Annotated in this window: 20 protein-coding genes; 10 read left to right on the top strand and 10 right to left on the bottom strand. The window is 60.1% G+C overall.

Translation table 11 applies throughout. The features are described from left to right. Positions 1–129: 129 nt before the first annotated feature. The 4 genes from moaC to PPUTUW4_RS22635 all read left to right on the top strand — a co-directional run bounded on the left by moaC (position 130) and on the right by PPUTUW4_RS22635 (position 2,380). Positions 130–603: a cyclic pyranopterin monophosphate synthase MoaC gene (moaC, locus tag PPUTUW4_RS22650; protein ID WP_007972660.1), complete on the top strand. Its 474-nt coding sequence runs from the start codon at positions 130–132 to the stop codon at positions 601–603. After that, positions 600–842, top strand: a complete 243-nt coding sequence (moaD, locus tag PPUTUW4_RS22645) for a molybdopterin converting factor subunit 1 (protein ID WP_015096732.1) — start codon at positions 600–602, stop codon at positions 840–842. Before moaC ends, moaD begins: the two co-directional genes overlap by 4 nt. 3 nt (positions 843–845) lie before the next feature. Then, positions 846–1,298: a molybdopterin synthase catalytic subunit MoaE gene (gene moaE / locus PPUTUW4_RS22640; protein WP_015096731.1), complete on the top strand. Its 453-nt coding sequence runs from the start codon at positions 846–848 to the stop codon at positions 1,296–1,298. Between the two features lie 305 nt (positions 1,299–1,603). Then, positions 1,604–2,380, top strand: coding sequence for an ABC transporter substrate-binding protein (locus tag PPUTUW4_RS22635; protein WP_015096730.1), 777 nt, complete (start codon positions 1,604–1,606; stop codon positions 2,378–2,380). Positions 2,381–2,510: 130 nt separating this feature from the next. Here the strand turns inward: PPUTUW4_RS22635 and PPUTUW4_RS22630 are convergent, their stop codons facing one another. The 5 genes from PPUTUW4_RS22630 to PPUTUW4_RS22610 form a co-directional block, all read right to left on the bottom strand. Further along, positions 2,511–3,152 (bottom strand): PAS domain-containing protein, encoded by a 642-nt coding sequence (locus PPUTUW4_RS22630; RefSeq protein WP_007972668.1) that lies wholly within the window; start codon positions 3,150–3,152, stop codon positions 2,511–2,513. A 90-nt stretch (positions 3,153–3,242) separates the two neighbouring features. Then, on the bottom strand, positions 3,243–4,370 hold the full coding sequence (locus tag PPUTUW4_RS22625) for an FAD-binding oxidoreductase (protein ID WP_015096729.1): 1,128 nt from the start codon (positions 4,368–4,370) through the stop codon (positions 3,243–3,245). A 148-nt stretch (positions 4,371–4,518) separates the two neighbouring features. Further along, entirely contained in the window at positions 4,519–5,463 is a 945-nt protein-coding gene (locus tag PPUTUW4_RS22620) for an ornithine cyclodeaminase family protein (RefSeq protein ID WP_015096728.1), read from the bottom strand. Positions 5,464–5,586: 123 nt separating this feature from the next. After that, entirely contained in the window at positions 5,587–7,077 is a 1,491-nt protein-coding gene (gene rhlB / locus PPUTUW4_RS22615) for an ATP-dependent RNA helicase RhlB (RefSeq protein WP_015096727.1), read from the bottom strand. 109 nt (positions 7,078–7,186) lie between these two features. Then, entirely contained in the window at positions 7,187–7,843 is a 657-nt protein-coding gene (locus PPUTUW4_RS22610) for an alpha/beta fold hydrolase (RefSeq protein ID WP_015096726.1), read from the bottom strand. Positions 7,844–8,311: 468 nt separating this feature from the next. Here PPUTUW4_RS22610 and PPUTUW4_RS22605 point away from each other — a divergent pair, with 468 nt between their 5' ends. The 6 genes from PPUTUW4_RS22605 to PPUTUW4_RS22580 all read left to right on the top strand — a co-directional run bounded on the left by PPUTUW4_RS22605 (position 8,312) and on the right by PPUTUW4_RS22580 (position 14,703). Beyond that, entirely contained in the window at positions 8,312–9,343 is a 1,032-nt protein-coding gene (locus PPUTUW4_RS22605; protein ID WP_015096725.1) for an amino acid ABC transporter substrate-binding protein, read from the top strand. Positions 9,344–9,408: 65 nt separating this feature from the next. Then, positions 9,409–10,590 (top strand): amino acid ABC transporter permease, encoded by a 1,182-nt coding sequence (locus PPUTUW4_RS22600; protein ID WP_015096724.1) that lies wholly within the window; start codon positions 9,409–9,411, stop codon positions 10,588–10,590. Between the two features lie 10 nt (positions 10,591–10,600). Then, entirely contained in the window at positions 10,601–11,698 is a 1,098-nt protein-coding gene (locus tag PPUTUW4_RS22595) for an amino acid ABC transporter permease (protein WP_015096723.1), read from the top strand. 10 nt (positions 11,699–11,708) lie between these two features. Next, positions 11,709–12,473 (top strand): amino acid ABC transporter ATP-binding protein, encoded by a 765-nt coding sequence (locus PPUTUW4_RS22590; protein WP_007972685.1) that lies wholly within the window; start codon positions 11,709–11,711, stop codon positions 12,471–12,473. 276 nt (positions 12,474–12,749) lie between these two features. Next, entirely contained in the window at positions 12,750–13,409 is a 660-nt protein-coding gene (locus tag PPUTUW4_RS22585) for a FadR/GntR family transcriptional regulator (protein ID WP_015096722.1), read from the top strand. Continuing rightward, positions 13,399–14,703 carry a CynX/NimT family MFS transporter gene (locus tag PPUTUW4_RS22580; RefSeq protein WP_015096721.1) on the top strand — a complete coding sequence of 435 codons (1,305 nt, stop codon included), beginning with the start codon at positions 13,399–13,401 and terminating at the stop codon, positions 14,701–14,703. Before PPUTUW4_RS22585 ends, PPUTUW4_RS22580 begins: the two co-directional genes overlap by 11 nt. 14 nt (positions 14,704–14,717) lie before the next feature. Here the strand turns inward: PPUTUW4_RS22580 and PPUTUW4_RS22575 are convergent, their stop codons facing one another. The 5 genes from PPUTUW4_RS22575 to PPUTUW4_RS22555 all read right to left on the bottom strand — a co-directional run bounded on the left by PPUTUW4_RS22575 (position 14,718) and on the right by PPUTUW4_RS22555 (position 20,627). Then, positions 14,718–15,368, bottom strand: coding sequence for a DUF1120 domain-containing protein (locus PPUTUW4_RS22575; protein WP_015096720.1), 651 nt, complete (start codon positions 15,366–15,368; stop codon positions 14,718–14,720). A gap of 85 nt (positions 15,369–15,453) precedes the next feature. Beyond that, on the bottom strand, positions 15,454–16,065 hold the full coding sequence (locus tag PPUTUW4_RS22570) for a DUF1120 domain-containing protein (protein ID WP_015096719.1): 612 nt from the start codon (positions 16,063–16,065) through the stop codon (positions 15,454–15,456). Between the two features lie 86 nt (positions 16,066–16,151). Then, a complete protein-coding gene (locus PPUTUW4_RS22565; RefSeq protein ID WP_015096718.1) occupies positions 16,152–17,294 on the bottom strand; it encodes a DUF1120 domain-containing protein in 1,143 nt (380 codons plus the stop codon). A 10-nt stretch (positions 17,295–17,304) separates the two neighbouring features. Then, a complete protein-coding gene (locus PPUTUW4_RS22560) occupies positions 17,305–19,788 on the bottom strand; it encodes a fimbria/pilus outer membrane usher protein (RefSeq protein ID WP_015096717.1) in 2,484 nt (827 codons plus the stop codon). Between the two features lie 110 nt (positions 19,789–19,898). Beyond that, the gene (locus tag PPUTUW4_RS22555; RefSeq protein ID WP_015096716.1) at positions 19,899–20,627 is read right to left on the bottom strand and encodes a fimbria/pilus chaperone family protein; all 729 of its coding nucleotides are present in this window, start codon (positions 20,625–20,627) and stop codon (positions 19,899–19,901) included. Between the last annotated feature and the right edge of the window lie 361 nt (positions 20,628–20,988).

The raw sequence follows: 20,988 nt of genomic DNA, 5'->3' as shown, positions 1-20,988 counted from the left end.
TGACCGCGTTGTCCTTGCGTTTTTCGCGAGCAGGCTCGCTCCTACAGGGTGATGTGTGGGCCGACAATCGTGCGTGCGAAAAATTGACCCACAGGTTTACAATCGACGCTCCTGATCAGGAGTAATCCCGTGCTGACTCATCTCGATTCCCAAGGCCGCGCCAACATGGTCGACGTCACTGAAAAAGCCGTGACGTTCCGTGAGGCGACGGCCCAAGCGCTGGTGCGCATGCTGCCCGAGACCCTGCAGATGATCGTCAGCGGCGGCCACCCCAAGGGTGATGTGTTTGCCGTGGCGCGCATTGCCGGCATCCAGGCGGCGAAGAAAACCAGTGATCTGATTCCCCTGTGCCATCCGCTGATGCTGACTGGCGTCAAGGTCGAGCTCAGTGCCGAAGGCGACGATTCGGTGCGCATCGTGGCGCGCTGCAAGCTGTCCGGGCAGACCGGCGTCGAGATGGAAGCCCTGACCGCCGCCAGTGTCGCCGCGCTGACCATCTACGACATGTGCAAGGCCGTGGACCGCGGCATGACCATCGAAAGCGTGCGTCTGCTGGAGAAGGTCGGCGGCAAGAGCGGACATTTCCAGGCGGAGCAGCCATGAACGTGACCGTGAAGTTTTTCGCCCGTTATCGTGAAGCGCTGGGGCTGGACTCGGTGAAGGTTGAAGGCAACTTCGCCACTGTCGACGACGTCCGAGCCCTGTTGGCCCAGCGTGACGGTGCCGAGGTATTGCGCGAGCAGAACCTGATGTGCGCGCGCAACGAAGACCTCTGCCAGCTCGACGAGCCGGTCAGCGAGGGCGATGAAGTGGCGTTCTTCCCGACCGTGACCGGAGGCTGAACCATGGCCATTCGCGTGCAGTCCACGCCGTTCGATCCGGGCGCCGAGGTCAACGCCATGCACGACGCCAATGTCGGTGTGGGTGCGGTGGTGAGCTTTGTCGGCTACGTGCGCGACTTCAATGACGGTCTGGACGTCGCCGGGATGTTCCTCGAACACTATCCCGGCATGACCGAAAAAGCCTTGGGCAAGATTGCCATTGAGGCTGAACAGCGCTGGCCCTTGCTCAAGCTGGAAGTGCTGCACCGCATCGGCGCCCTGGAGCCGGGCGAGCCGATTGTCTTCGTCGGCGCGGCCAGCGCCCATCGTCAGGCGGCATTCGACGCCTGCGCCTTTGTCATGGATTACCTGAAAACCCGCGCGCCGTTCTGGAAGAAGGAAAATACCAGCGACGGGCCACGGTGGGTCGAGGGGCGTGACAGTGACCATGCGGCGGCGGATCGCTGGAAGCAGTAGTTCCTGCGGCGTTCTTTAGTCAGTCATCGCGAGCAAGCTCGCTCCCACAGTGGATCTGGTCGAACATGAGTTTTGTGTACGACGAAGAACCTGTGGGAGCGAGCTTGCTCGCGATGAGGCCTTTAGATTCAACCAATCACCCCTGGATTCACCACCCGACCATCGGCCGGCACGGGCTGCATTTGCCCGATTGACGGACAATACATAAAAGTCCAAGATGGAATTATAAGTACAAAAAGTTTCCACCCCCGTTTCAGCTTTTTCTTCTGTCTTGCCAAACCAACAACAACCGCGAGAAAACGAACATGAAGAAGTTTCCCCTCATCACCGGTCTGGCCCTGAGCCTGTTGGCGTGCAGTTCTGTGTTCGCCGCCGAGAAAACCCTGCGCATCGGCATCGAAGCCGCGTATCCACCGTTCGCTTCGAAAACCGACAAAGGAGAGATCGTCGGTTTCGACTATGACATCGGCAATGCCCTGTGCGCGCAGATGAAGGTCAAGTGTGTGTGGGTCGAAGGCGAGTTCGACGGTCTGATTCCTTCTCTGAAGGTGAAGAAAATCGACATGGCGCTGTCGTCCATGACCATCAACGAAGACCGCAAGAAGTCGGTGGACTTCACCCACAAGTACTATTTCACCTCCTCGCGCCTGGTGATGAAGGACGGCGCGGTGGTGGATGACCAGTACGCCAGCCTCAAGGGCAAGACCGTCGGCGTGCAGCGCGCCACCACCACGGACCGTTACGCTACCGAGGTGTTCGAGCCCAAGGGCATCAACGTCAAGCGCTACAGCAACAACGAAGAAATCTACATGGATCTGGCGGCCGGTCGCCTCGACGCGATTTTTGCCGACACCATTCCACTCAATGACTTCCTGTCGATGCCGCGTGGCAAGGGTTATGCCTTTGTCGGGCCGGAGTTGAAAGATCCGAAGTATGTGGGCGAGGGGGCCGGGATTGCCGTGCGCAAGGGCAACACTGAACTGGTCAGCGAGCTGAACACGGCCATTGATGGCATTCGTGCCAGTGGTGAGTACCAGAAGATTTCGGACAAGTACTTCAAGTCGGACATCTACGGCGACTGATAGTCCGCTATCGCGAGCAAGCTCGCTCCCACAGGTTCAGTGGTGTACATATCTCTTGCGCACGACTCGGACACTGTGGGAGCGAGCTTGCTCGCGATGAGGCCCTGCCAGCCAATACATCTCTTGGGGCCTAGCCCTTCAATTCCTTCAAATGCTTGTACACCGTCGCCCGGCCCATGTTCAGCACATTGGCCACGTAGTTCGATGCGCTTTTGCCCTTGAACGCGCCTTCGGCGTGCAACGCCAGCACCAGCTCACGTTTGTGGTCGCGGGTCAGCAGGTTCAGGCTCAACTGACGTTCGCGCAGCCAGGCGTGGAGGAAGGTGTTGATCCGCTCCTGCCAGTCATCGCGGAACAGTGCATCCGGTTGCGGGATCAATTTGGTCGGCGACAGGAACAGGTCCAAAGCGGCCTTGGCATTCTCGAACAGCGAAATATTCAGGTTGATGCACAGCACCGCCAGCGGATGACCTTCGCTGTCGCGCAGTACCGTGCTTAGGCTGCGAATCTTCTGGCCATCCCAATTGAGCTTTTCGTACGGCCCGATGTTTCGTTCGCTGACATCGTCGCTGAGCATGTCTTCCAGCGCCGAGTCGTCGCCGATTTCCCGCTTGGACAGGTTGTTGGCGATGTAGTCGACCTTTTGCGTGCGCAGGTCGTGCAGCACCACTTCGGCGTGGGGGAAAAACAACGTGGCGATGGCGTCGGCGATCGCGTGGAAGTTATCCAGGGACGTGTCGTCCAGGGCCGAGTCTTTTTCGGGGGCGTTCATACAGTGGAACTCCAGGCAGCGTCAGCGCCCCATCAAAGGGGCGCTGAAAGTGTGCCGTAATCGTGGGGGCACGTCACCTGAGGATCAGGCTCAGCCGAGTCTGGCAGGGGAGAGCATGTCGGCATTCAGGCCAAACCGGCCGAGCGACTCGGGCAACGCTGCACCGCGCACCAGTGCCGCGCTGGCCTGGCCCATGGCCGGCGAAGTCTGGATGCCATACCCGCCTTGCGCCGCGACCCAGAACAGCCCTGGCACCTGTGGATCGAAACCGGAGAGCAAATCGCCGTCGCTGACGAAGCTGCGCAGGCCGGCCCAGGTGCGGGTCGGGCGGCGAATGGTCAGGGTCGTGGCTTCTTCGATCTGGTAGATGCCCATGGCGATGTCCAGTTCTTCAGGCTGTACGTCATGGGGTTCCACCGGATCGGCGTTGGCCGGCGAACCGAGGAACATCCCGGCGTCGGGTTTCATATAGAAGGATTCGTCGAGGCTGACCAGCATTGGCCAATGATGGATGTCCACGCCCTCCGGGCCGGCGAAGATGAACGCGGCACGGCGTTTCGGTTGCAGGCCCAGGGGCCTGGCGCCGGCCAGTTCGCCGATCCTGTCGGCCCAGGCGCCGGCGGCGTTGATGATGACCGGGGCGCTGAACGTCTGAGTGCCGGTCTGGACGTGCCATGTACCCTGGTCATCGCGGCTCAGGCTGACGACTTCGGCGTCGGTGTGGACTTCGCCCTGATTGCGGCGGATGCCTCGCAGGTATCCCTGATGCAGGGCGTCGGTGTCGATGTCGGTGGCGGTCGGATCGTAGATCGCGCCGTGGACTTTTTCCCGGCGCAGGATAGGTACCAGCGCGCAGGCCTCGTCGGTGCTGAGCAATTGCATCTCCGGCACCGTGGCTTTCGCGCTCTGGTATTGCCTGTTCAGTTCGTCCGGGTCGCCGGTGAAATCCACGGTCATTTCGCCGCGTGGCGTCAGCAGCGGGTGTTCGCAGAAACCGCTGGGCGGATTGTCGAAAAAGTCCCGGCTGGCCAGGGTCAGTGCGCGAACCTGCGGGGTGCCGTAGGCGGCGGTGTACAGGGCAGCCGAACGTCCGGTGGAGTGGTAGGCCGGATGGGATTCGCGTTCGAGTACGATCACACGGCCATGCTGCGACAGCCAGAAACCGGTGGAAGCGCCGGCGATACCGCCGCCGATGATGATGAAATCTGCCTGGCTCATGAATGTCTCCTTTAGAGCGCCAATGCCAATAAAGTCGGTGCCTTTGTGGGAGCGAGCTTGCTCGCGATGGCGGTGTATCAGTCAACATCATTTCTGAATGACAGATAGCTATCGCGAGCAAGCTCGCTCCCACAGGTGACTGTTGGTGTTAGTGCGTGAGGCGATAGATCGCATTGGCCAGCGCAATGTCTTCCAGGCCCAGGCCGATGGAGCGGAAAAACACATGCCGATCGTAACCGGGGCGCTGGACTTTATCGCTGAGCAGGTCCGGCAGGTCGCCGACAATCGCGCTCTTGTCCCAGCCATGTTGTTCGCCGGCGATCAGCATTTCACCGGCTGCACCCGGAGTTGTCAGGCGATAGTCGCAGAACACCTGCATGGCATTGAGGCTTTGCGGCGGCACTTCGTGGGCACGCGGCGCGTTGGTACTGATGGAGGTGATCAGCGCCGGTTTGCGCAAACTCGACGGGTCGATCACCGGACCTGCGGATGAGGTGCAGAGCATGATCACATCGGCGTCCTGCACGGCAGCTTCGCGACTCTCGACGATGTTCAGGCGTGGCTCGATGTTTTTCAGCAGGCTCACGGTTTGAGCATCATCGCTCAGGTGCGGCGCGTACAGGTTGATGCTCTGCCAGTCGCGCAGGCCTTTCACGTAATGCAGGTGCGCCTGGGCCACTTTGCCGCTGCCGATGATGGCCAGGCGATTGGCAGTCAGCGGCGCGAGGGCATCGACGGCCACGGCGGTGGTCGCGGCGGTGCGTGCGGTGGTCAGTTCACCCGCGTCGCACAGCAACAGCGGCTGGCCGGTGTGCATCGACATGAGCACAGTCCATGCAGTCACCAAGGGTCCCTGCTCACGGACGATGTACGGCGAAGTCTTGATGCCGTACACGCCGTCTTCGGCCAACACACCCAGGTAGTTGATGAAGTCACCGGCGCCCTGGGGAAATTCCACCAGTTGTTGTGCCGGTTGCACGGCTTGCCCGGCCGCCAGGTCACGGAACATTTTGCGCAGGATCTGCGGCACGTCGACCTGCGCCAGCAGCTCGCGAGCCTGGTTCTGGTTGATCACTTGGGGCGTATTGGACATGGTCGGCTCCGGGACTGAAAGTAAACTAATTTGTCCATTATGGACTTTTAGTTGTATCTCACAATATCCGGGCGAAAAAAAAGCGCAGTCCGTTTCCGGCTGCGCTTGTCTTTTCAGCGTCCTTTAGTGTGGGCGCTTGCGCTCAACCGCCCGCAACAGATGCGTCGGTGGTGTTTCACAGCTGATCTTGCGCCCCAGTTTTTCCTCGATGGACGGTAACTGGTAGGAGTCGTCTTCACCGGCAAAACTGATGGACACACCGTCGGCGCCAGCACGACCGGTCCGTCCGATGCGGTGCACGTAGTCGTCCGGCACTTCCGGCAGGGTGAAGTTGATCACGTGACTGATGCCGTCGATGTGGATACCGCGACCGGCCACGTCGGTGGCGACCAGGACGCGGATCTTGCCTTCGCGGAAACCTTCGAGGGTCTTGATGCGCTTGTGCTGCGGCACGTCGCCGGACAGTTGCGCAGCGTTGATGCCGTCGCGCACCAGGCGTTCTTCGATGCGTCGCACTTCATCCTTGCGGTTGGCGAACACGATCACCCGTTCCCAGCCATTGTCGTTGACCAGGTTGTAGAGCAGCTTGTACTTGTCGGCAGCGGCCACGGCGTAGATGTGCTGTTCGACGTTTTCGTTGGCCACGTTGGTGACTTCGATTTCGACGATGGCAGGGTCGGTGGTCCATTGCTTGGCCAGGTTCATCACGTCTTCGGTGAAGGTCGCGGAGAACAGCAGTGTCTGGCGCTCGGCCTTCGGCGGCGTCTGGCGAATGATCTGGCGCACTTGCGGGATGAAGCCCATGTCGAGCATGCGGTCGGCTTCGTCCAGCACCATCACTTCGACCATGTCCAGATGCACGTCGCCGCGCTGGTTGAAGTCCAGCAGGCGGCCCGGCGTGGCCACCAGGATGTCGCAGTGGCGGGCTTCGAGGTGTTTGAGCTGCTTGTCGAAGTCCATGCCGCCGACGAAGGTCATGACGTTGAGGCCGGTGTACTTGGTCAGGTCGGCGGCGTCCTTGGCGATCTGCACCACCAGTTCGCGGGTCGGCGCGATGATCAACGCCCGTGGCTCACCCATGTAGCGCTCTTTCGGCGGCGGGGTTTGCAGCAACTGGGTGATGATCGAGATCAGAAAGGCAGCAGTTTTACCGGTACCGGTCTGGGCGCGGCCGATGGCGTCTTTGCCGGCGAGGGTGAAACCCAGCACCTGTGCCTGGATCGGCGTGCAATACGGGAAGCCCAGGTCCTGGATGGCGTGCATCAGTTCAGGAGCCAGCTTGAAATCGTGGAAGCGGGTTTTGCCTTCCTGTGGCTCGACAACGAAGTCTTCGAGTTTCCATGGGATGACCGGCGCCTTGGGCTTGGGTTCGCGGCGCGGTTTGGCGGGTTTCGGTGTTTCGCTGAGCGGCTGTTCCGGGGCTGCTATCGCCACAGGCTGGGCAGCGGGTGCGGGCTTGGGCTCATGCTTGGGTGCCGTCGTGGTGGCGGTCCGTTCAGGCTGATTACCGTCGGTGCGGTGGCTGGGAGCGTGAGACGGAGCGCTGGGGACTGGCGCGAGTTGCTCAGTCTCGCTTTTACCGAACATTTTCTTGAGTGCTTTGAGCACGGTCATCTCATCAATTGGTTAAGGAATGTACGCCGGCCAGTGTAATGCAAGAATCGGGCGCGGCGTAGTGGGATGGATCAAAGGGACCTTTAAACAAAGAAAGGAACCTGAAGGATTAACGCAAGCGCTCGGTGAGCCAGGTGCCGATGTCGCGAATTTCCTCGGGTAACACTTCGTGGCCCATTGGGTATTCCTGCCATGTCACGGTGACACCACTATGCTTCAAGTGCTCGTAGGCGCTGCGTCCCATCGAGTTCTGCACCACGTCGTCGTATTGGCCGTGCATCGACAGTACCGGAATGCGCTGCTGGCTGGCGGACAGTTGCAGTTCGTCGCTGAAGGTCGGTGCATAAGTAGAAAGGGCAACGACGCCACCCAGCGGTCCCTGCCACTTCAGAAACGCGGTGTGGAACACCACGGCACCGCCCTGGGAAAAACCGGCCAGGAAAATCCGCGAGGCGTCTATTCCGCTGGCCTTCTGCGATTCGATCAGTTCGATGATCCAGTCGGCAGACTCTTCCAGTTGCTCGCGGTTGATCGCGCGCGCGGGGCTCATGGCCAATATGTCGTACCAGCTCGGCATCTCGTATCCGCCGTTGATGGTGACGGCGCGGCTCGGCGCCTGGGGCAAAACAAAGCGGGTGCTCAACAGGGATTCCTGCAGGGCTTCGGCCACTGGCAGGAAGTCGTAGCGATCGGCACCCAGGCCGTGCAGCCAGATAACGCAGGCGTCTGCGGTCTTGACGGGTTCAAGAATCAAGGGGTTGGTCATGGCTGCTCCAAAAGTGTGCGTGCGCTCTCATTGAGTGCGAGGGCTGAGTGCGTGTGTGGTTGATCAGTTACGAAGATGTCGCAAGGTTACAAGTTTTGCTATTGACCTGCAGCTGAACCGCTTCGGCGAGCGGTGTGGTACGGGCTTTGCTATGGCGAACTCTGTATGAAAAATCCTACGCCTGTCGGTAACACTATCAGGCCGAGGTTGTTAGTGGGATTGAAAAGAATCCGGTGATGGATGTTCGCCAAAGGCCGATACGGGGCTTCGCGAACGTGAAAGGGCTACAGCCCGTTCGGCCGACTGGTGAGAGCGAGTTTTCCATGACGTGGATTTTCTCCTACTAGACTCATAGCTAACGTCTTACGTCGGTTGACCCAAAAACAAGCCAACACGGGTCGACTACGCCTCAAAAGGGTGCGACAGGACTCACGCTCCGACACAACAAGAGCAAAACTGGAGGTTTGAATGAAGATGTTGAAATCCACCCTGGCTATCGTGACTGCAGCTGCAGCGCTCGGTGTCAGCGGGTTTGCCCAGGCGGGCGCAACCCTGGATGCAGTGATGAAGAAAGGTTTCGTGCAGTGTGGCGTCAGCGATGGCCTGCCAGGCTTCTCGGTTCCGGATTCCACCGGCAAGATCGTCGGTATCGATGCTGACTACTGCCGTGCAGTGGCGGCGGCTGTCTTCGGCGACGCGACCAAGGTCAAGTTCAGCCAGTTGAACGCCAAGGAGCGCTTCACCGCGCTGCAGTCCGGCGAAATCGACATTCTGTCGCGCAACACCACAATGACCAGCTCCCGTGATGCGGGCATGGGCCTGAAATTCCCGGGCTTCATCACTTACTACGACGGCATCGGCTTCCTGGTAAACAACAAGCTGGGCGTGAAAAGCGCTAAAGAGCTGGACGGTGCAACCATCTGCATCCAGGCCGGTACCACTACCGAGCTGAACGTTTCCGACTACTTCCGCGGCAACGGCCTGAAATACACCCCGATCACCTTCGACACCTCCGACGAAAGCGCCAAGTCGCTGGAATCCGGTCGTTGCGACGTACTGACCTCCGACAAATCCCAGCTGTTCGCCCAGCGCAGCAAGCTGGCTTCGCCGAAGGACTACGTGGTTCTGCCGGAAACCATTTCCAAGGAGCCTCTGGGCCCGGTCGTGCGTAATGGCGACGACGAGTGGCTGGCCATCGCGCGCTGGACTGGCTACGCCATGCTCAACGCTGAAGAAGCCGGCATCACTTCGAAGAACGTCGAAGCCGAAGCCAAGGGCACCAAGAACCCGGATGTTGCCCGTCTGCTGGGTACCGACGGTGAATACGGCAAAGACCTGAAAGTGAAGAAAGACTGGGTCGTGCAGATCGTCAAGCAAGTGGGTAACTACGGCGAAGTGTTCGAGAAAAACCTCGGCAAGAGCACTCCGCTGGAAATCGACCGCGGGCTGAACGCTCTGTGGAACGCTGGCGGCATTCAATACGCACCACCAGTGCGCTGATGGTTCTATCACCCGGTGGGCCAACCACCGGGTGATGTTCTGTTCCATTATTTCCGGGGCACTTCATGCAAAATTCAATCGGCGCACCTAAGCAGAGGCTCAGCCTCAGCGATCCACGAGTGCGTGCGTGGGTATTCCAGATCATCACGATTATCGGGGTGGTCTCGCTGGGCTGGTATCTGTTCGATAACACCCAGACCAACCTGCAGCACCGGGGCATTACCTCCGGTTTCGACTTTCTCGAGCGCAGTGCCGGTTTCGGCATCGCTCAACACCTGATCGACTACACCGAAGCGGACACATACGCCCGGGTGTTTGTCATCGGCCTGCTCAACACGCTGCTGGTGACCTTCATCGGCGTGATCCTGGCGACGATCCTGGGTTTCATCGTGGGTGTGGCGCGGCTGTCGAAGAACTGGATCATCGCCAAAGTGGCGACGGTGTACGTGGAAGTCTTCCGTAACATTCCGCCGCTGCTGCAGATCCTGTTCTGGTACTTCGCGGTGTTCCTGACCATGCCTGGGCCGCGTAACAGCCACAACTTCGGCGATACCTTCTTCGTCAGCAGCCGTGGTCTGAACATGCCGGCCGCGCTGATGGCGGATGGGTTCTGGGCGTTCATGATCAGCATCGTCGTGGCCATCGTCGCCATCGTGCTGATGTGCCGCTGGGCCAACAAGCGCTTCGAAGCCACTGGCGTGCCATTCCACAAGTTCTGGGTCGGCCTGGCGATGTTCCTGGTGATCCCTGCGCTGTGCGCGCTGGTTTTCGGCGCACCGGTGCACTGGGAGATGCCGAAGCTGCAGGGCTTCAACTTCGTCGGCGGCTGGGTACTGATCCCGGAACTGCTGGCCTTGACCCTGGCGCTGACGGTGTACACCGCAGCGTTCATCGCCGAGATCGTGCGTTCGGGCATCAAGTCGGTCAGCCACGGCCAGACCGAAGCGGCGCATTCCCTCGGCCTGCGCAATGGTCCGACCCTGCGCAAGGTGATCATCCCGCAAGCCCTGCGCGTGATCATTCCACCGCTGACCAGCCAATACCTGAACCTGGCGAAGAACTCCTCGCTGGCGGCCGGTATCGGTTATCCGGAAATGGTCTCGCTGTTCGCCGGGACCGTGCTCAACCAGACCGGCCAGGCGATCGAGGTGATTGCGATCACCATGAGCGTGTACCTGGCGATCAGTATCAGCATTTCCCTGCTGATGAACTGGTACAACAAGCGCATTGCGCTGATCGAGCGGTAAGGAAAAGCGCATGAGCACTCATACTTTCAAACCTGACATGCCCCCACCGAGCAGCAGCATTGGTGTGGTGGCGTGGATGCGCGCGAACATGTTCTCCAGCTGGCTCAACACGCTGTTGACCCTGTTTGCGTTCTATCTGATTTACCTGGTTGTCCCGCCGATCCTGCAGTGGGCGATCCTCGATGCCAACTGGGTTGGCACCAGCCAGGCCGACTGCACCAAGGAGGGCGCCTGCTGGGTGTTCATCCAGCAGCGCTTCGGCCAGTTCATGTACGGCTACTACCCGCCGGAACTGCGCTGGCGCGTCGACCTGACCGTGTGGCTGGCGATCGTTGGCGTGGCGCCGTTGTTCATCTCGCGCTTTCACCGCAAGGCCGTGTATGGCCTGAGCTTCCTGGTGCTGTACCCGATCATTGCCTGGTGCTTGCTGCACGGCGGCGTCTTCGGCCTGACCCAGGTGGCGACCAGCCAATGGGGCGGCCTGATGCTGACCCTGGTGATCGCCACCGTCGGCATCGCCGGTGCGCTGCCGCTGGGGATTGTCCTGGCCCTGGGGCGTCGTTCCAACATGCCGGCGATTCGGGTGGTCTGCGTGACCTTCATCGAGTTCTGGCGCGGCGTGCCGTTGATCACGGTGCTGTTCATGTCCTCGGTGATGCTGCCGCTGTTTCTGCCTGAAGGCATGAACTTCGACAAGCTGCTGCGGGCACTGATCGGCGTGATCCTGTTCCAGTCGGCCTACGTGGCCGAGGTGGTGCGCGGTGGTCTGCAAGCAATTCCCAAGGGGCAGTACGAAGCGGCTGCAGCAATGGGCCTGGGCTACTGGCGCAGCATGGGCCTGGTGATTCTGCCGCAAGCCCTGAAGCTGGTGATCCCCGGCATCGTCAACACCTTCATCGCGCTGTTCAAGGACACCAGCCTGGTGATCATCATCGGCCTGTTCGACCTGCTCAACAGCGTCAAGCAAGCCGCCGCCGATCCGAAATGGCTGGGCATGGCCACCGAAGGCTATGTGTTCGCCGCCCTGGTGTTCTGGATTTTCTGTTTTGGTATGTCGCGCTATTCCATGCATCTGGAACGCAAGCTCGACACAGGCCACAAGCGTTAGGAGTTCTTTTATGAGCGAAGCAAATAAAAAGCCTGTGAGCCCTGAAGGCATTATTCAGATGCAGGGCGTGAACAAGTGGTACGGCCAGTTCCACGTGTTGAAAGACATCAACCTCAACGTCAAGCAGGGCGAGCGTATCGTGTTGTGCGGCCCGTCGGGTTCCGGCAAGTCCACCACTATCCGTTGCCTCAACCGCCTGGAAGAACACCAGCAGGGCCGCATCGTGGTCGATGGCGTGGAACTGACCAACGACCTCAAGCAGATCGAAGCGATCCGCCGCGAAGTCGGCATGGTGTTCCAGCATTTCAACCTGTTCCCGCACCTGACCATCCTGCAGAACTGCACGCTGGCGCCGATGTGGGTGCGCAAGATGCCCAAGCGCAAGGCCGAGGAAATCGCCATGCACTACCTGGAGCGAGTACGCATTCCGGAGCAGGCGCATAAATACCCGGGGCAGTTGTCCGGTGGTCAGCAACAGCGTGTGGCGATCGCCCGCGCGCTGTGCATGAAGCCGAAAATCATGCTGTTCGACGAGCCAACGTCGGCACTCGACCCGGAGATGGTGAAAGAGGTACTGGACACCATGATCGGCCTTGCCGAAGACGGCATGACCATGCTCTGCGTGACCCACGAAATGGGCTTCGCCCGCACCGTGGCCAACCGCGTGATCTTCATGGACAAGGGCGAAATCGTCGAACAGGCCGCGCCGAACGACTTCTTCGACCACCCACAGAATGATCGCACCAAGCTGTTCCTGAGCCAGATCCTGCATTGATCGAGCCCAGGAACTGAAATAAACCCGGACTGAGTTCCGGGTTTATTTTTGTCCGGAATTGAACATTCGATGGTCTTGCCACAGTCCCTGTGGGAGCGAGCTTGCTCGCGATGAGGCCGCCACCTTCAACACTGATGGTGACTGATCCGCCGCTTTCGCGAGCAAGCTCGCTCCCACAGGTTTCGCGTTGCCAAATCCCCGGTGGTTGCTCTATGGAAACAAGCTGACTAAAATGTCAGAAAATTCATCCTATGATTGGATGAAAGGGCGAATTCCATGTCACAAATCTCTCCGTTGGTAAAACGATCCCTGGTCGATCAGGCTCTGGACCAACTGCGCCAGCGTATCAACCAGGGTATTTGGGTCGTCGGCCAGCGTTTGCCCACCGAGCCCGAGTTGTCGGCGGAACTGGGCATCAGCCGCAACACCGTGCGCGAAGCCATGCGCGTGTTGGCGTTTTCCGGGTTGATCGAAATCCGCCAGGGTGACGGCAGTTACCTGCGGGCGGTGGTCGATCCGCTCGATACCCTGAAGGCGTTGTCCCGTTGCTCCCTTGAGCAGGCCCGGGAAACCCGGCACATCCTCGAAGTCGAGGCCATCGGCCTGGCAGCCATGCGCCGCACCGATGAAGACCTGGTGGCATTGCGCGAGGCGCTGGGTGTCAGCGGCAGTCACTACCACGGCGATCTCGACACCTACATCGCCTGCGATCTGGTGTTCCATCGTCGCCTGGTGGACGCCGCGCACAACCCGACTCTCAGCGAGTTGTATCGCTATTTCTCCAGCATCGTCGGCGCGCAGTTGCGCCAGACACTGAGCATCGTCCCGCGCCGTCAGGAAGTGTTCGACCTGCACATCGATTTGCTTGATGCCGTCGAACAACGCGACCCGGAACGGGCCAAAGCCCTGTCGAGGCAGTTGATCAATGAACCTTGAAACCGGGAAGTCGATACCGCGCGGTGACTTATCCACAGCTGCAAAACGTTCGGCAGAGCTGGAAGAGCTGCTGATCGATGCCGAGGCCGATGACGAACAGGTTCAGCAAACCCACCCGGTTCTGCGCCGGCCGTGGCTGTTGCTGCTGGGCCTGATTCTGGTGGCACTGAACCTGCGCCCGGCGCTGTCGAGCATGGCGCCGATGCTCAGCGAGGTCTCGAAGTCCCTCGGCTTGTCGGCGTCAGCGGCAGGATTGCTGACCACGTTGCCGGTGCTTTGCCTTGGCCTGTTTGCTCCGCTGGCACCGCTGCTGGCAAGACGGTTTGGGGCTGAGCGGGTGGTGCTGGGCATTCTTCTGACCCTGGCTGGCGGGATCATCCTGCGCAGTTCATTCGGTGGGATCGGCCTGTTTGCCGGCAGTGTGCTGGCCGGTGCCAGCATCGGCGTGATCGGTGTGTTGCTGCCAGGCATCGTCAAGCGCGATTTCCCGAAACAGGCCGGGACCATGACCGGCGTCTACACCATGGCCCTTTGCCTGGGTGCGGCGATGGCGGCGGGTGCGACCGTGCCGCTGAGCGAGCACTTCGACAAGCGCTGGGAGCTGGGCCTCGGTTTCTGGGTTGTTCCGGCATTGGCGGCGGCGCTGTTCTGGCTGCCGCAAGTCGGCCAGAAACACGGCGCGCACAACGTTGCCTACCGCGTTCGAGGCTTGCTGCGCGATCCGCTGGCCTGGCAGGTGACCTTGTACATGGGCCTGCAATCGTCCCTGGCCTACATCGTGTTCGGCTGGTTGCCGTCGATCCTGATCGGTCGCGGCTTGACCCCGACCCAGGCCGGGCTGGTGCTGTCGGGTTCGGTGATCGTGCAACTGGTCAGCTCCCTTGCGGCACCCTGGCTGGCGACTCGCGGCAAGGACCAGCGCCTGGCAATCGTGATCGTGATGATCCTGACCCTCGGTGGTCTGTTCGGTTGCCTGTATGCGCCGATCGAAGGCTTGTGGGGTTGGGCGATCGTGCTGGGGCTGGGGCAGGGCGCCACGTTCAGCCTGGCCTTGACCTTGATCGTGTTGCGTTCGCGGGACTCCCACGTCGCCGCGAACCTGTCGAGCATGGCCCAGGGTTTTGGTTACACCCTGGCGTCCATGGGACCGTTCGCGGTCGGTATCGTGCATGACTGGACCGGTGGCTGGACGGCGGTGGGATGGATCTTTGGCGTCATCGGCCTGGGTGCGATCATCGCCGGTCTCGGCGCCGGGAGGGCGCTGTATGTGCAAGTCAGCAGTGAGAAAATTTAAATGCAATGGAGCGTCTACAAATAGACAACCACCAGAGTCGCCGAGCCATCGAGTGTTGCATCGTCAGTCAGGTCCAGCGTTGAGGTGGGTGCAATGACTGTGACAAGCGTGACCTGACTGCTCAGGTTCTGAATCGCGACAGGACCTGCGGTGCTGCCCGCCACATCAGTGAAGCCTAGATAGCCTTTGGCGCCGATCGGTATGGGGTTGGACCTGGAGGTGCTCCACGCCCGCCCCCCGGTGGTGGAGTCGGTTCGATACACTTGAGCCAGTGCGTCCACTACGGTTCTGGCGGGATCGAAGTTCAGTGAATACAGACCGATCTTGTTGCCGCTGCGGTCGAACTTCAGGCCGTAAAAGATCTCACTGTTGACAATGGCCGAGCCTTCCCGGTTGTCCCGCATGATCAAGGCGAAACGGGTAGGTGCCGTGCAGTTGATGTTGAGGTCGAGGGATTTGTCACGCAGTTGTGTCCGATTATCGACGCTCAGGTCCTGCCGGGAGATTTTTCCGTAGTCGACAAGACCGTTGTTGGAGAAAGTCGGGGTGCAGGCGACCGGAGTGATGATGCCGTTGACTGTCAGGTCTGCGGTAGACGCAGCAAGGGCGCTAGTCGTCGTGCTCACCAGCAGCGCTACAGTCAGGGCTATAGGGATACGCTTCATCGGTAAATTCCTTTTCGAGAAGAAGGTATGGGTGCTGAACCCCTCGTTCATTCAGGCAACGAACGGTTCAGCACCTTGGCCCTAATTAGTAAACAATTTCGAACGTCGCGGAGCCGTCAATGTTGACTTCGTTGGTCAGGTCCAGCCCGTCGGCGCGGGCAATGTATGTATCAACCTTAAAGTCCATGGTGACAACCTGTGCTTCGATCGGATTGGTATCGCCAGTATTGGCAACGGACAGCCAATATCCCGGTTGAGCAGAGTCGGCTTTCGCCCAGGTGGTTCCTCTGTCGTTTGATTCGATAGGATCAGCCGCGGATGCATCTGCTGTGGCTCGCAGAATTTCTGGGTAAAAGAATCCCAGCTTTTTTCCGTCATCGGTCAGGCCAAGGCCAAACCAATCGCCAATTGTCGTACCGGGATTATTGTCGATTGGATTGATGGAGAACGTAACAGCTGCACTGCAGTTCACGGTCAAAGTAAGCGGATGACTGCCAACCAGAGTGTTCTGGTCCTGATTGAGGTCTCCTGACGAGATCCTGCCGAGATCAATGTCACCACCGCCATTGAAGGTCGGCGTGCAAGCGACAGGCGTGATGAGGCCAGTAACCGTCAGGTCAGTGCTCGACGCTGCGAGAGCAAAAGGAGCGGCGCTGATCAGTGCCGTTGTGGTGAGTGCTGCGAAGTACTTTTTCATGGGTGAAACTTCCTTTCTTTAGTTGTTGGCCTTGAATGTTCCGAGGGGCGTAAGTCCCCCGCGGCTTCAACAAGGCAGGGTGGGTGTTACGGGTATAGAATTTCGATCGTCCCCGAGCCGTCGAGGTGAACGGCAGTGCTCAAGTCCAGGCTATTGGTGGGGGCAATGACGGCCTCGACCGTCACCATAGTGGTGAGGTTCTGGATAAAGGCCGGGCCTGCGGTGCTGCCGGCCCTGTCGGTAAAGCCCAGGTAACTTCTCTGGGCGAACGGAATCGGGTTCGAACTGGAGGTTCTCCAGGCCGCGCCCTGGGTGGTGGAGTAGGTTTGATACAGGCGGGCGAAGCTGTCGGCGCTGGCGTTAGCGGGATCGACATTGAGTGAGTACAGGCCGATCTTGTTGCTGCGGTGATCCAGACCCAGTCCGTAGTAAATCTCGCTGTTGTCCGTTGCCGAGCCAGGGCGGTTGTCATGCATGACCAGGGCAAACTCCGTCGGGGCGTCGCAGTCAACCCGCAGGGTCAAATCCTTGGGTGGCAGTGAGGTGTTTTTGTCAGCGTTCAGATCGTTTTTCGTTAGCTGACCGAAGTTCACCTGGCCGCCATTGGACAGTTCCACTTTGCACGCGGTGGGGGCGAAACTGGCGCGCAGGGTTATCTCACTTGAGCGGCCCGTCGCGACCGCGTCGAACAGGCCGGTGGTTTCCCAGGTTACGGCGTCACGTACCTGCAGCGCTTTCTCCGACGCCCAGGCTGTCAGCTCCAGTTGTGCTGAAAGATTTTGCCCTTGCGCCGCCACACCGCCCCGAACCGGAACGATGGCCTGCTGCGGTTGCCAAAGCAGACTCGAAGTGGTTGCTTCAGGTACTTGGTCGACGGCAGAAATCAGGCCCAAGTCCACCGGTTGCCCATCGAGCACGGCGTCACTCATGCGCACGGCATAGCTGCCGTGTTCGGCAAAGCGAAAGCGCTCGGCGGTCGCGGCCATGGCACGGTAGAACAGGGTCATGTCAGTGGGTTGGGGGCAGCTCAGGTTCAGGCTCAGGCGGCGCTCGCCCAGGGGGCGCTCTGCGGAGCCATTGGCGCGTATGGCCCGATTCGTCAAACCGTAATCGAGTACCGGCTGACTCAGGGTGAGCTTGCATTCATCGGCGAGGGCCCAGGCGTGCGGCGCAAGTCCGCTCAACATCAACGTGCCGAGTGTTAACAACAGAGTGTGGGGCAGCTTCATGGGGAGATCCTCAAAGTGTGTGGCACCGGGCGTCGGCGGTCTCGTAATACACCTGGGTATTGGCCTTGGCCGGCAGTTCGAAACGCAGCTCGCAGCGCTCCAGCCCTGGTGCGGTTATCCAGAGGTCGCGGGTGTTCAGTGCGTTGGGCAGAAACACCAATCCACCTTCTTGAGCGAGCGTGATGAACTCACCGTCTGCGCTGCTTACCGTCGCGCCACGGGGCAGGGGGGCACCGTCGTCCGTGGTGACTTTGAGCAGGGCACGGCGGGTCAAGGTGACGCCGAACTCGACCTTGTCGACGGCCCCGCGTCCGGCGGAAACCACGGCCAGTCCGTTGTTGATATCGAGGTTGCGCGGCAGCGAGCGGGTGTCGACTTCTACCGGGCTGCGCCCATAGGCGCTCACTTGAGGCACCACGGCCTGACCTTTCCAGTCGGTCCAGACCGGACCGCTTGGAGTCGAGACTTTGATGGCGCTTTCGTCGCCAACCGAAAGCAGCGCGAAGGTGTCCCGTACGGCGTATGGCGATAACGTCAGGCCGTCGCCGTGCAGAACGGCACCGCCACGCGCGCCAATCTGGTAGCTGGAGCGTTCGGCATCGGAGCGGGTGTAGTTCAAGTCCAGTTGGCTGTAGCGCGGCAGCAGGGAAATCCCCGCCGAGGACTGCACTTGTTTGTCTCGTGTGTCGTGCTCAACACCGACCCGGTAGCTCAACTGGTCGTTGATCTGCTCGTTCAAGCCGACACCGCTGCGGTATTCGCCAGCGGAATGGCGTACCCAGGTGCGCGCCCGGCGACGTTCACCCAGTGGAATGCTGAGGCTCAGATAAACACTGTCGTCGCTACGTTGGGTGCCGCTGACCTGCCATTGCGCGGTGGCCGACACCGACACGTCGCCAATCCGGGTGCCCCAGGACGCCAAGGCGCGGCTGCTGTTTTGCCCGTCGAATGTCGTTGAGCGATTGAAGCCGCTGCTGAACGCGCCAAACCCGGGGTGTGACCAGGTCAGCGACAGGCTCTGCTGATCGCGGTAGCGCGACGGGCTACGCTCCGACTGAGTATCGAACACCGCCTCGGACAAGTCGCGATAGCCGAAAGTCCGGTTCGAGGTTGCGGCATTGATCGACCACTGTTCACCCAAACGTTGCGAAACATTCAGATCGACCTGAAGCCCCCTGTCGGCCTGACGGGTGCTGGTGTCGGCCGCTTGCAGGGTGGTCCGGATCTGTGTGGCGGGCCCTGGCAGCAGGCTCAGGCCAGCGCCCGTAGCACGGTAATCGGCGGTGCCGGTGGCACCGGTGCTGAGCAGGACATTCGGGTTGAGTGCTCCACTCCAGCCACCGCTGATCACCCAGGGGTCACCGCTCCGGGCAACGCCGAGACTGCGTACCTGGCCGGCGGCCAACGAAAAGCCGGGAGCCGGCAGGTCAACGCCGAGCATGGCGACGGGGACTGTGAAGCGTTGCTCGCTGCCATCCGCTTCCTTGACGGTGACTTCAACATCGGAGCGACTGTCGAGCCGACGTACGTTACTCAGGGAAAACGGTCCGGCCGGTACCACTGTCGAGTGGATCAGCGAACCGTTCTGGCGTATTTCGACCTGGGCCTGGCTGCGGGCAATCCCTTCGATGGGATTGCCTTGGCCTTCAACCTGGAGCGCCTGCTCGGTCATGAGCTGAACGCCGGTGATCTGCGCGCCGGCCAGTACCGGGTTGTAGAGATTGACCTGACCGGCTTGAAGCACTGTTTCGTGGCTGGCAAAGGTGCGCTGGGCGTAAGCCGCCAGGTGAGTGGTGCGCGACACATCGTTCTGCCAGCTCTGCACCTGACGGCTGCGTACAATCCAGTCGCCGGCATTGAAGCCGACTTCGGTGTTGGCTGAGAGGTAGCGGTTCGATCGATTGCCGTATTGGCTGTGGAGGCTGTTGATGTCGTAATTGAGTAACCCGGCGATACCGCCGGTTTGATAACCGGAGATATCCCGGACCACCGGACGTATCGCCTGGGTGGGCACTATCAATGAAAGGCCGAGATTGGCCGGATCCTGTTCGATTCGGGCCTGCGGCCAAGTGGCGAGTACATCGAAACAGCCTTTGTCGTTGGCTGGAGTCGATGGCTCGCTCAGGTTTGCCGCATCAAGCAGGGAACGGTCAAAGCACAAGTCGCTCTCCCGGTTGAACGTGACGTCGACCCGGCCGCGACGCTGGCCATTGACCGTGAGGGTGATCGGATGTCGGCCAGCGGTGAAGCTCGGGGCGGCCAATAGTTGAGTTGCGAGACTGGGGTCGATACCACGTTGGCTCAGCGTTTTCTGGTCGAACGAAGTCAGCAACGAAGCAGCCTCGAGGTCGTCGGCATTGGCTTCGAGCCCTATCAGCATGTTGCCAAGCAGCAACACCATGCCGGTCCGGACCCGCGACAGATGGGGGGGTGTGCTGGCCGGCCGAATCGCAGGCATGGCTTCGCCATCACGGTATTTCAATACGGTGTTCATGAGATTCACTTGGGTTATGCCAGGGTGTCGGCTTGATCCGCTTCGGATTCCGTCACGCTGAAATGTCGACGCCTGCTTTTCCCTGCGCGGCGCTATCGATGATGTCCGCCCTAGAAGGCGAGCGGCGCGTCATAGGGAGGCACGGCAAAGCCATAGACGGTCGCCGGATTGATTCGAACCTGGGTGGCAGCCTTTGCAGGGACCGAAACGTTGATCTGCTCACCGGGCAGTACGTAGGTTCGCGGTAGCATCGCGGCGCTTCCGGAAGGCAGTAGTTGAACTTCCTGAGCCAGGCGTACGACATAAGGTGTTTCGTTGCGTACGGTCAGTTGCCCTTCCTGCAGCGACCACTTCAGGTCGGTCCATGGTGTGCGGTTGGGCGCCAGGCCAGCGGGATGAAGGATGATCGGCAGGTTCTGGCGTACCGTCATACCCACACGGGCATGCCCGGCTTCGGAAACCGGTCTGCCTTGGGGGATACCTTCAAAAATCACCCGCTTCAAACGCTGGGTGAGCAGGGGCTTTTCCGATTGCAGGATGAAACGCACCAACTGTGTCCTGGAGGCCTCAACGCGTGCCAAGGGTGGCGTCACGAACACCAAGGGTTCGGTGTCTTCGGGAATGTTTTCGATGGTGACGTGTAGCAATGCCAGGCTGGCGTCGGTATTGGTCACGGATACGGCGGTTTCCCCGTTGGCTTCATTGACGATGATCACGGAGGTATCAGGCACCATGCCGTCGGCGTGGACCTGTACGGCCCATATCAGCGCGCACGCACCGATACCCGTGTGGGTCAGGCGGCGCAACTGCTTCAAAAATATTGTCTTGATGTCGCTCATTGAATTTCCCGGATAAAAGATTGTTGGCATGGCTCGCAATACGGGTAACGCAGGGATTCCGTGAACAAGCAGGCAGTGCTCAGGGGCGTAGGCGTCTTCTTCATGTAATGGGTCGTCAGGCAAAGAGTGAGCGCAGTTCCGGGCAGGGGGGCCGGACTGCTTGGCAGGCGATAACTTAGCGAGCAAGGGGGCGTTGGAGGAATGCAACTAATACGAAAAGAGAGCGGGCGTGTATGAAAGAGTGTTGCGTACGATGCAGCATTTTCTGACGAGGAGCTTTTTTCTGTAGTCCTCCTGCGTAGTCTCCAGCGCGCCGCTATGTAGGAACCATCTATTTGTTAGATGGGCAAAGAGTTAGCCC

Origin of the sequence: Pseudomonas sp. UW4, from assembly GCF_000316175.1 — a bacterium.
Lineage (GTDB): Bacteria > Pseudomonadota > Gammaproteobacteria > Pseudomonadales > Pseudomonadaceae > Aquipseudomonas > Aquipseudomonas laurylsulfatiphila.
The sequence above is the reverse complement of the archived record's forward strand: the minus strand, read 5'-3'. Positions and strand labels throughout refer to the sequence as shown.

Excerpts from the sequence above, each read along its gene's own strand:
- PPUTUW4_RS22570 (WP_015096719.1), bottom strand. The coding sequence starts at position 16,065 with ATGAAAAAGTACTTCGCAGCACTCACCACAACGGCACTGATCAGCGCC.
- PPUTUW4_RS22625 (WP_015096729.1), bottom strand. The coding sequence starts at position 4,370 with ATGAGCCAGGCAGATTTCATCATCATCGGCGGCGGTATCGCCGGCGCT.
- PPUTUW4_RS22610 (WP_015096726.1), bottom strand. The coding sequence starts at position 7,843 with ATGACCAACCCCTTGATTCTTGAACCCGTCAAGACCGCAGACGCCTGC.
- PPUTUW4_RS22595 (WP_015096723.1), top strand. The coding sequence starts at position 10,601 with ATGAGCACTCATACTTTCAAACCTGACATGCCCCCACCGAGCAGCAGC.
- PPUTUW4_RS22555 (WP_015096716.1), bottom strand. The coding sequence starts at position 20,627 with ATGAGCGACATCAAGACAATATTTTTGAAGCAGTTGCGCCGCCTGACC.
- PPUTUW4_RS22575 (WP_015096720.1), bottom strand. The coding sequence starts at position 15,368 with ATGAAGCGTATCCCTATAGCCCTGACTGTAGCGCTGCTGGTGAGCACG.
- PPUTUW4_RS22580 (WP_015096721.1), top strand. The coding sequence starts at position 13,399 with ATGAACCTTGAAACCGGGAAGTCGATACCGCGCGGTGACTTATCCACA.
- PPUTUW4_RS22585 (WP_015096722.1), top strand. The coding sequence starts at position 12,750 with ATGTCACAAATCTCTCCGTTGGTAAAACGATCCCTGGTCGATCAGGCT.
- PPUTUW4_RS22600 (WP_015096724.1), top strand. The coding sequence starts at position 9,409 with ATGCAAAATTCAATCGGCGCACCTAAGCAGAGGCTCAGCCTCAGCGAT.
- PPUTUW4_RS22630 (WP_007972668.1), bottom strand. The coding sequence starts at position 3,152 with ATGAACGCCCCCGAAAAAGACTCGGCCCTGGACGACACGTCCCTGGAT.
- moaE (WP_015096731.1), top strand. The coding sequence starts at position 846 with ATGGCCATTCGCGTGCAGTCCACGCCGTTCGATCCGGGCGCCGAGGTC.
- PPUTUW4_RS22635 (WP_015096730.1), top strand. The coding sequence starts at position 1,604 with ATGAAGAAGTTTCCCCTCATCACCGGTCTGGCCCTGAGCCTGTTGGCG.
- PPUTUW4_RS22565 (WP_015096718.1), bottom strand. The coding sequence starts at position 17,294 with ATGAAGCTGCCCCACACTCTGTTGTTAACACTCGGCACGTTGATGTTG.
- PPUTUW4_RS22590 (WP_007972685.1), top strand. The coding sequence starts at position 11,709 with ATGAGCGAAGCAAATAAAAAGCCTGTGAGCCCTGAAGGCATTATTCAG.
- PPUTUW4_RS22620 (WP_015096728.1), bottom strand. The coding sequence starts at position 5,463 with ATGTCCAATACGCCCCAAGTGATCAACCAGAACCAGGCTCGCGAGCTG.
- PPUTUW4_RS22560 (WP_015096717.1), bottom strand. The coding sequence starts at position 19,788 with ATGAACACCGTATTGAAATACCGTGATGGCGAAGCCATGCCTGCGATT.
- PPUTUW4_RS22605 (WP_015096725.1), top strand. The coding sequence starts at position 8,312 with ATGAAGATGTTGAAATCCACCCTGGCTATCGTGACTGCAGCTGCAGCG.
- moaD (WP_015096732.1), top strand. The coding sequence starts at position 600 with ATGAACGTGACCGTGAAGTTTTTCGCCCGTTATCGTGAAGCGCTGGGG.
- rhlB (WP_015096727.1), bottom strand. The coding sequence starts at position 7,077 with ATGACCGTGCTCAAAGCACTCAAGAAAATGTTCGGTAAAAGCGAGACT.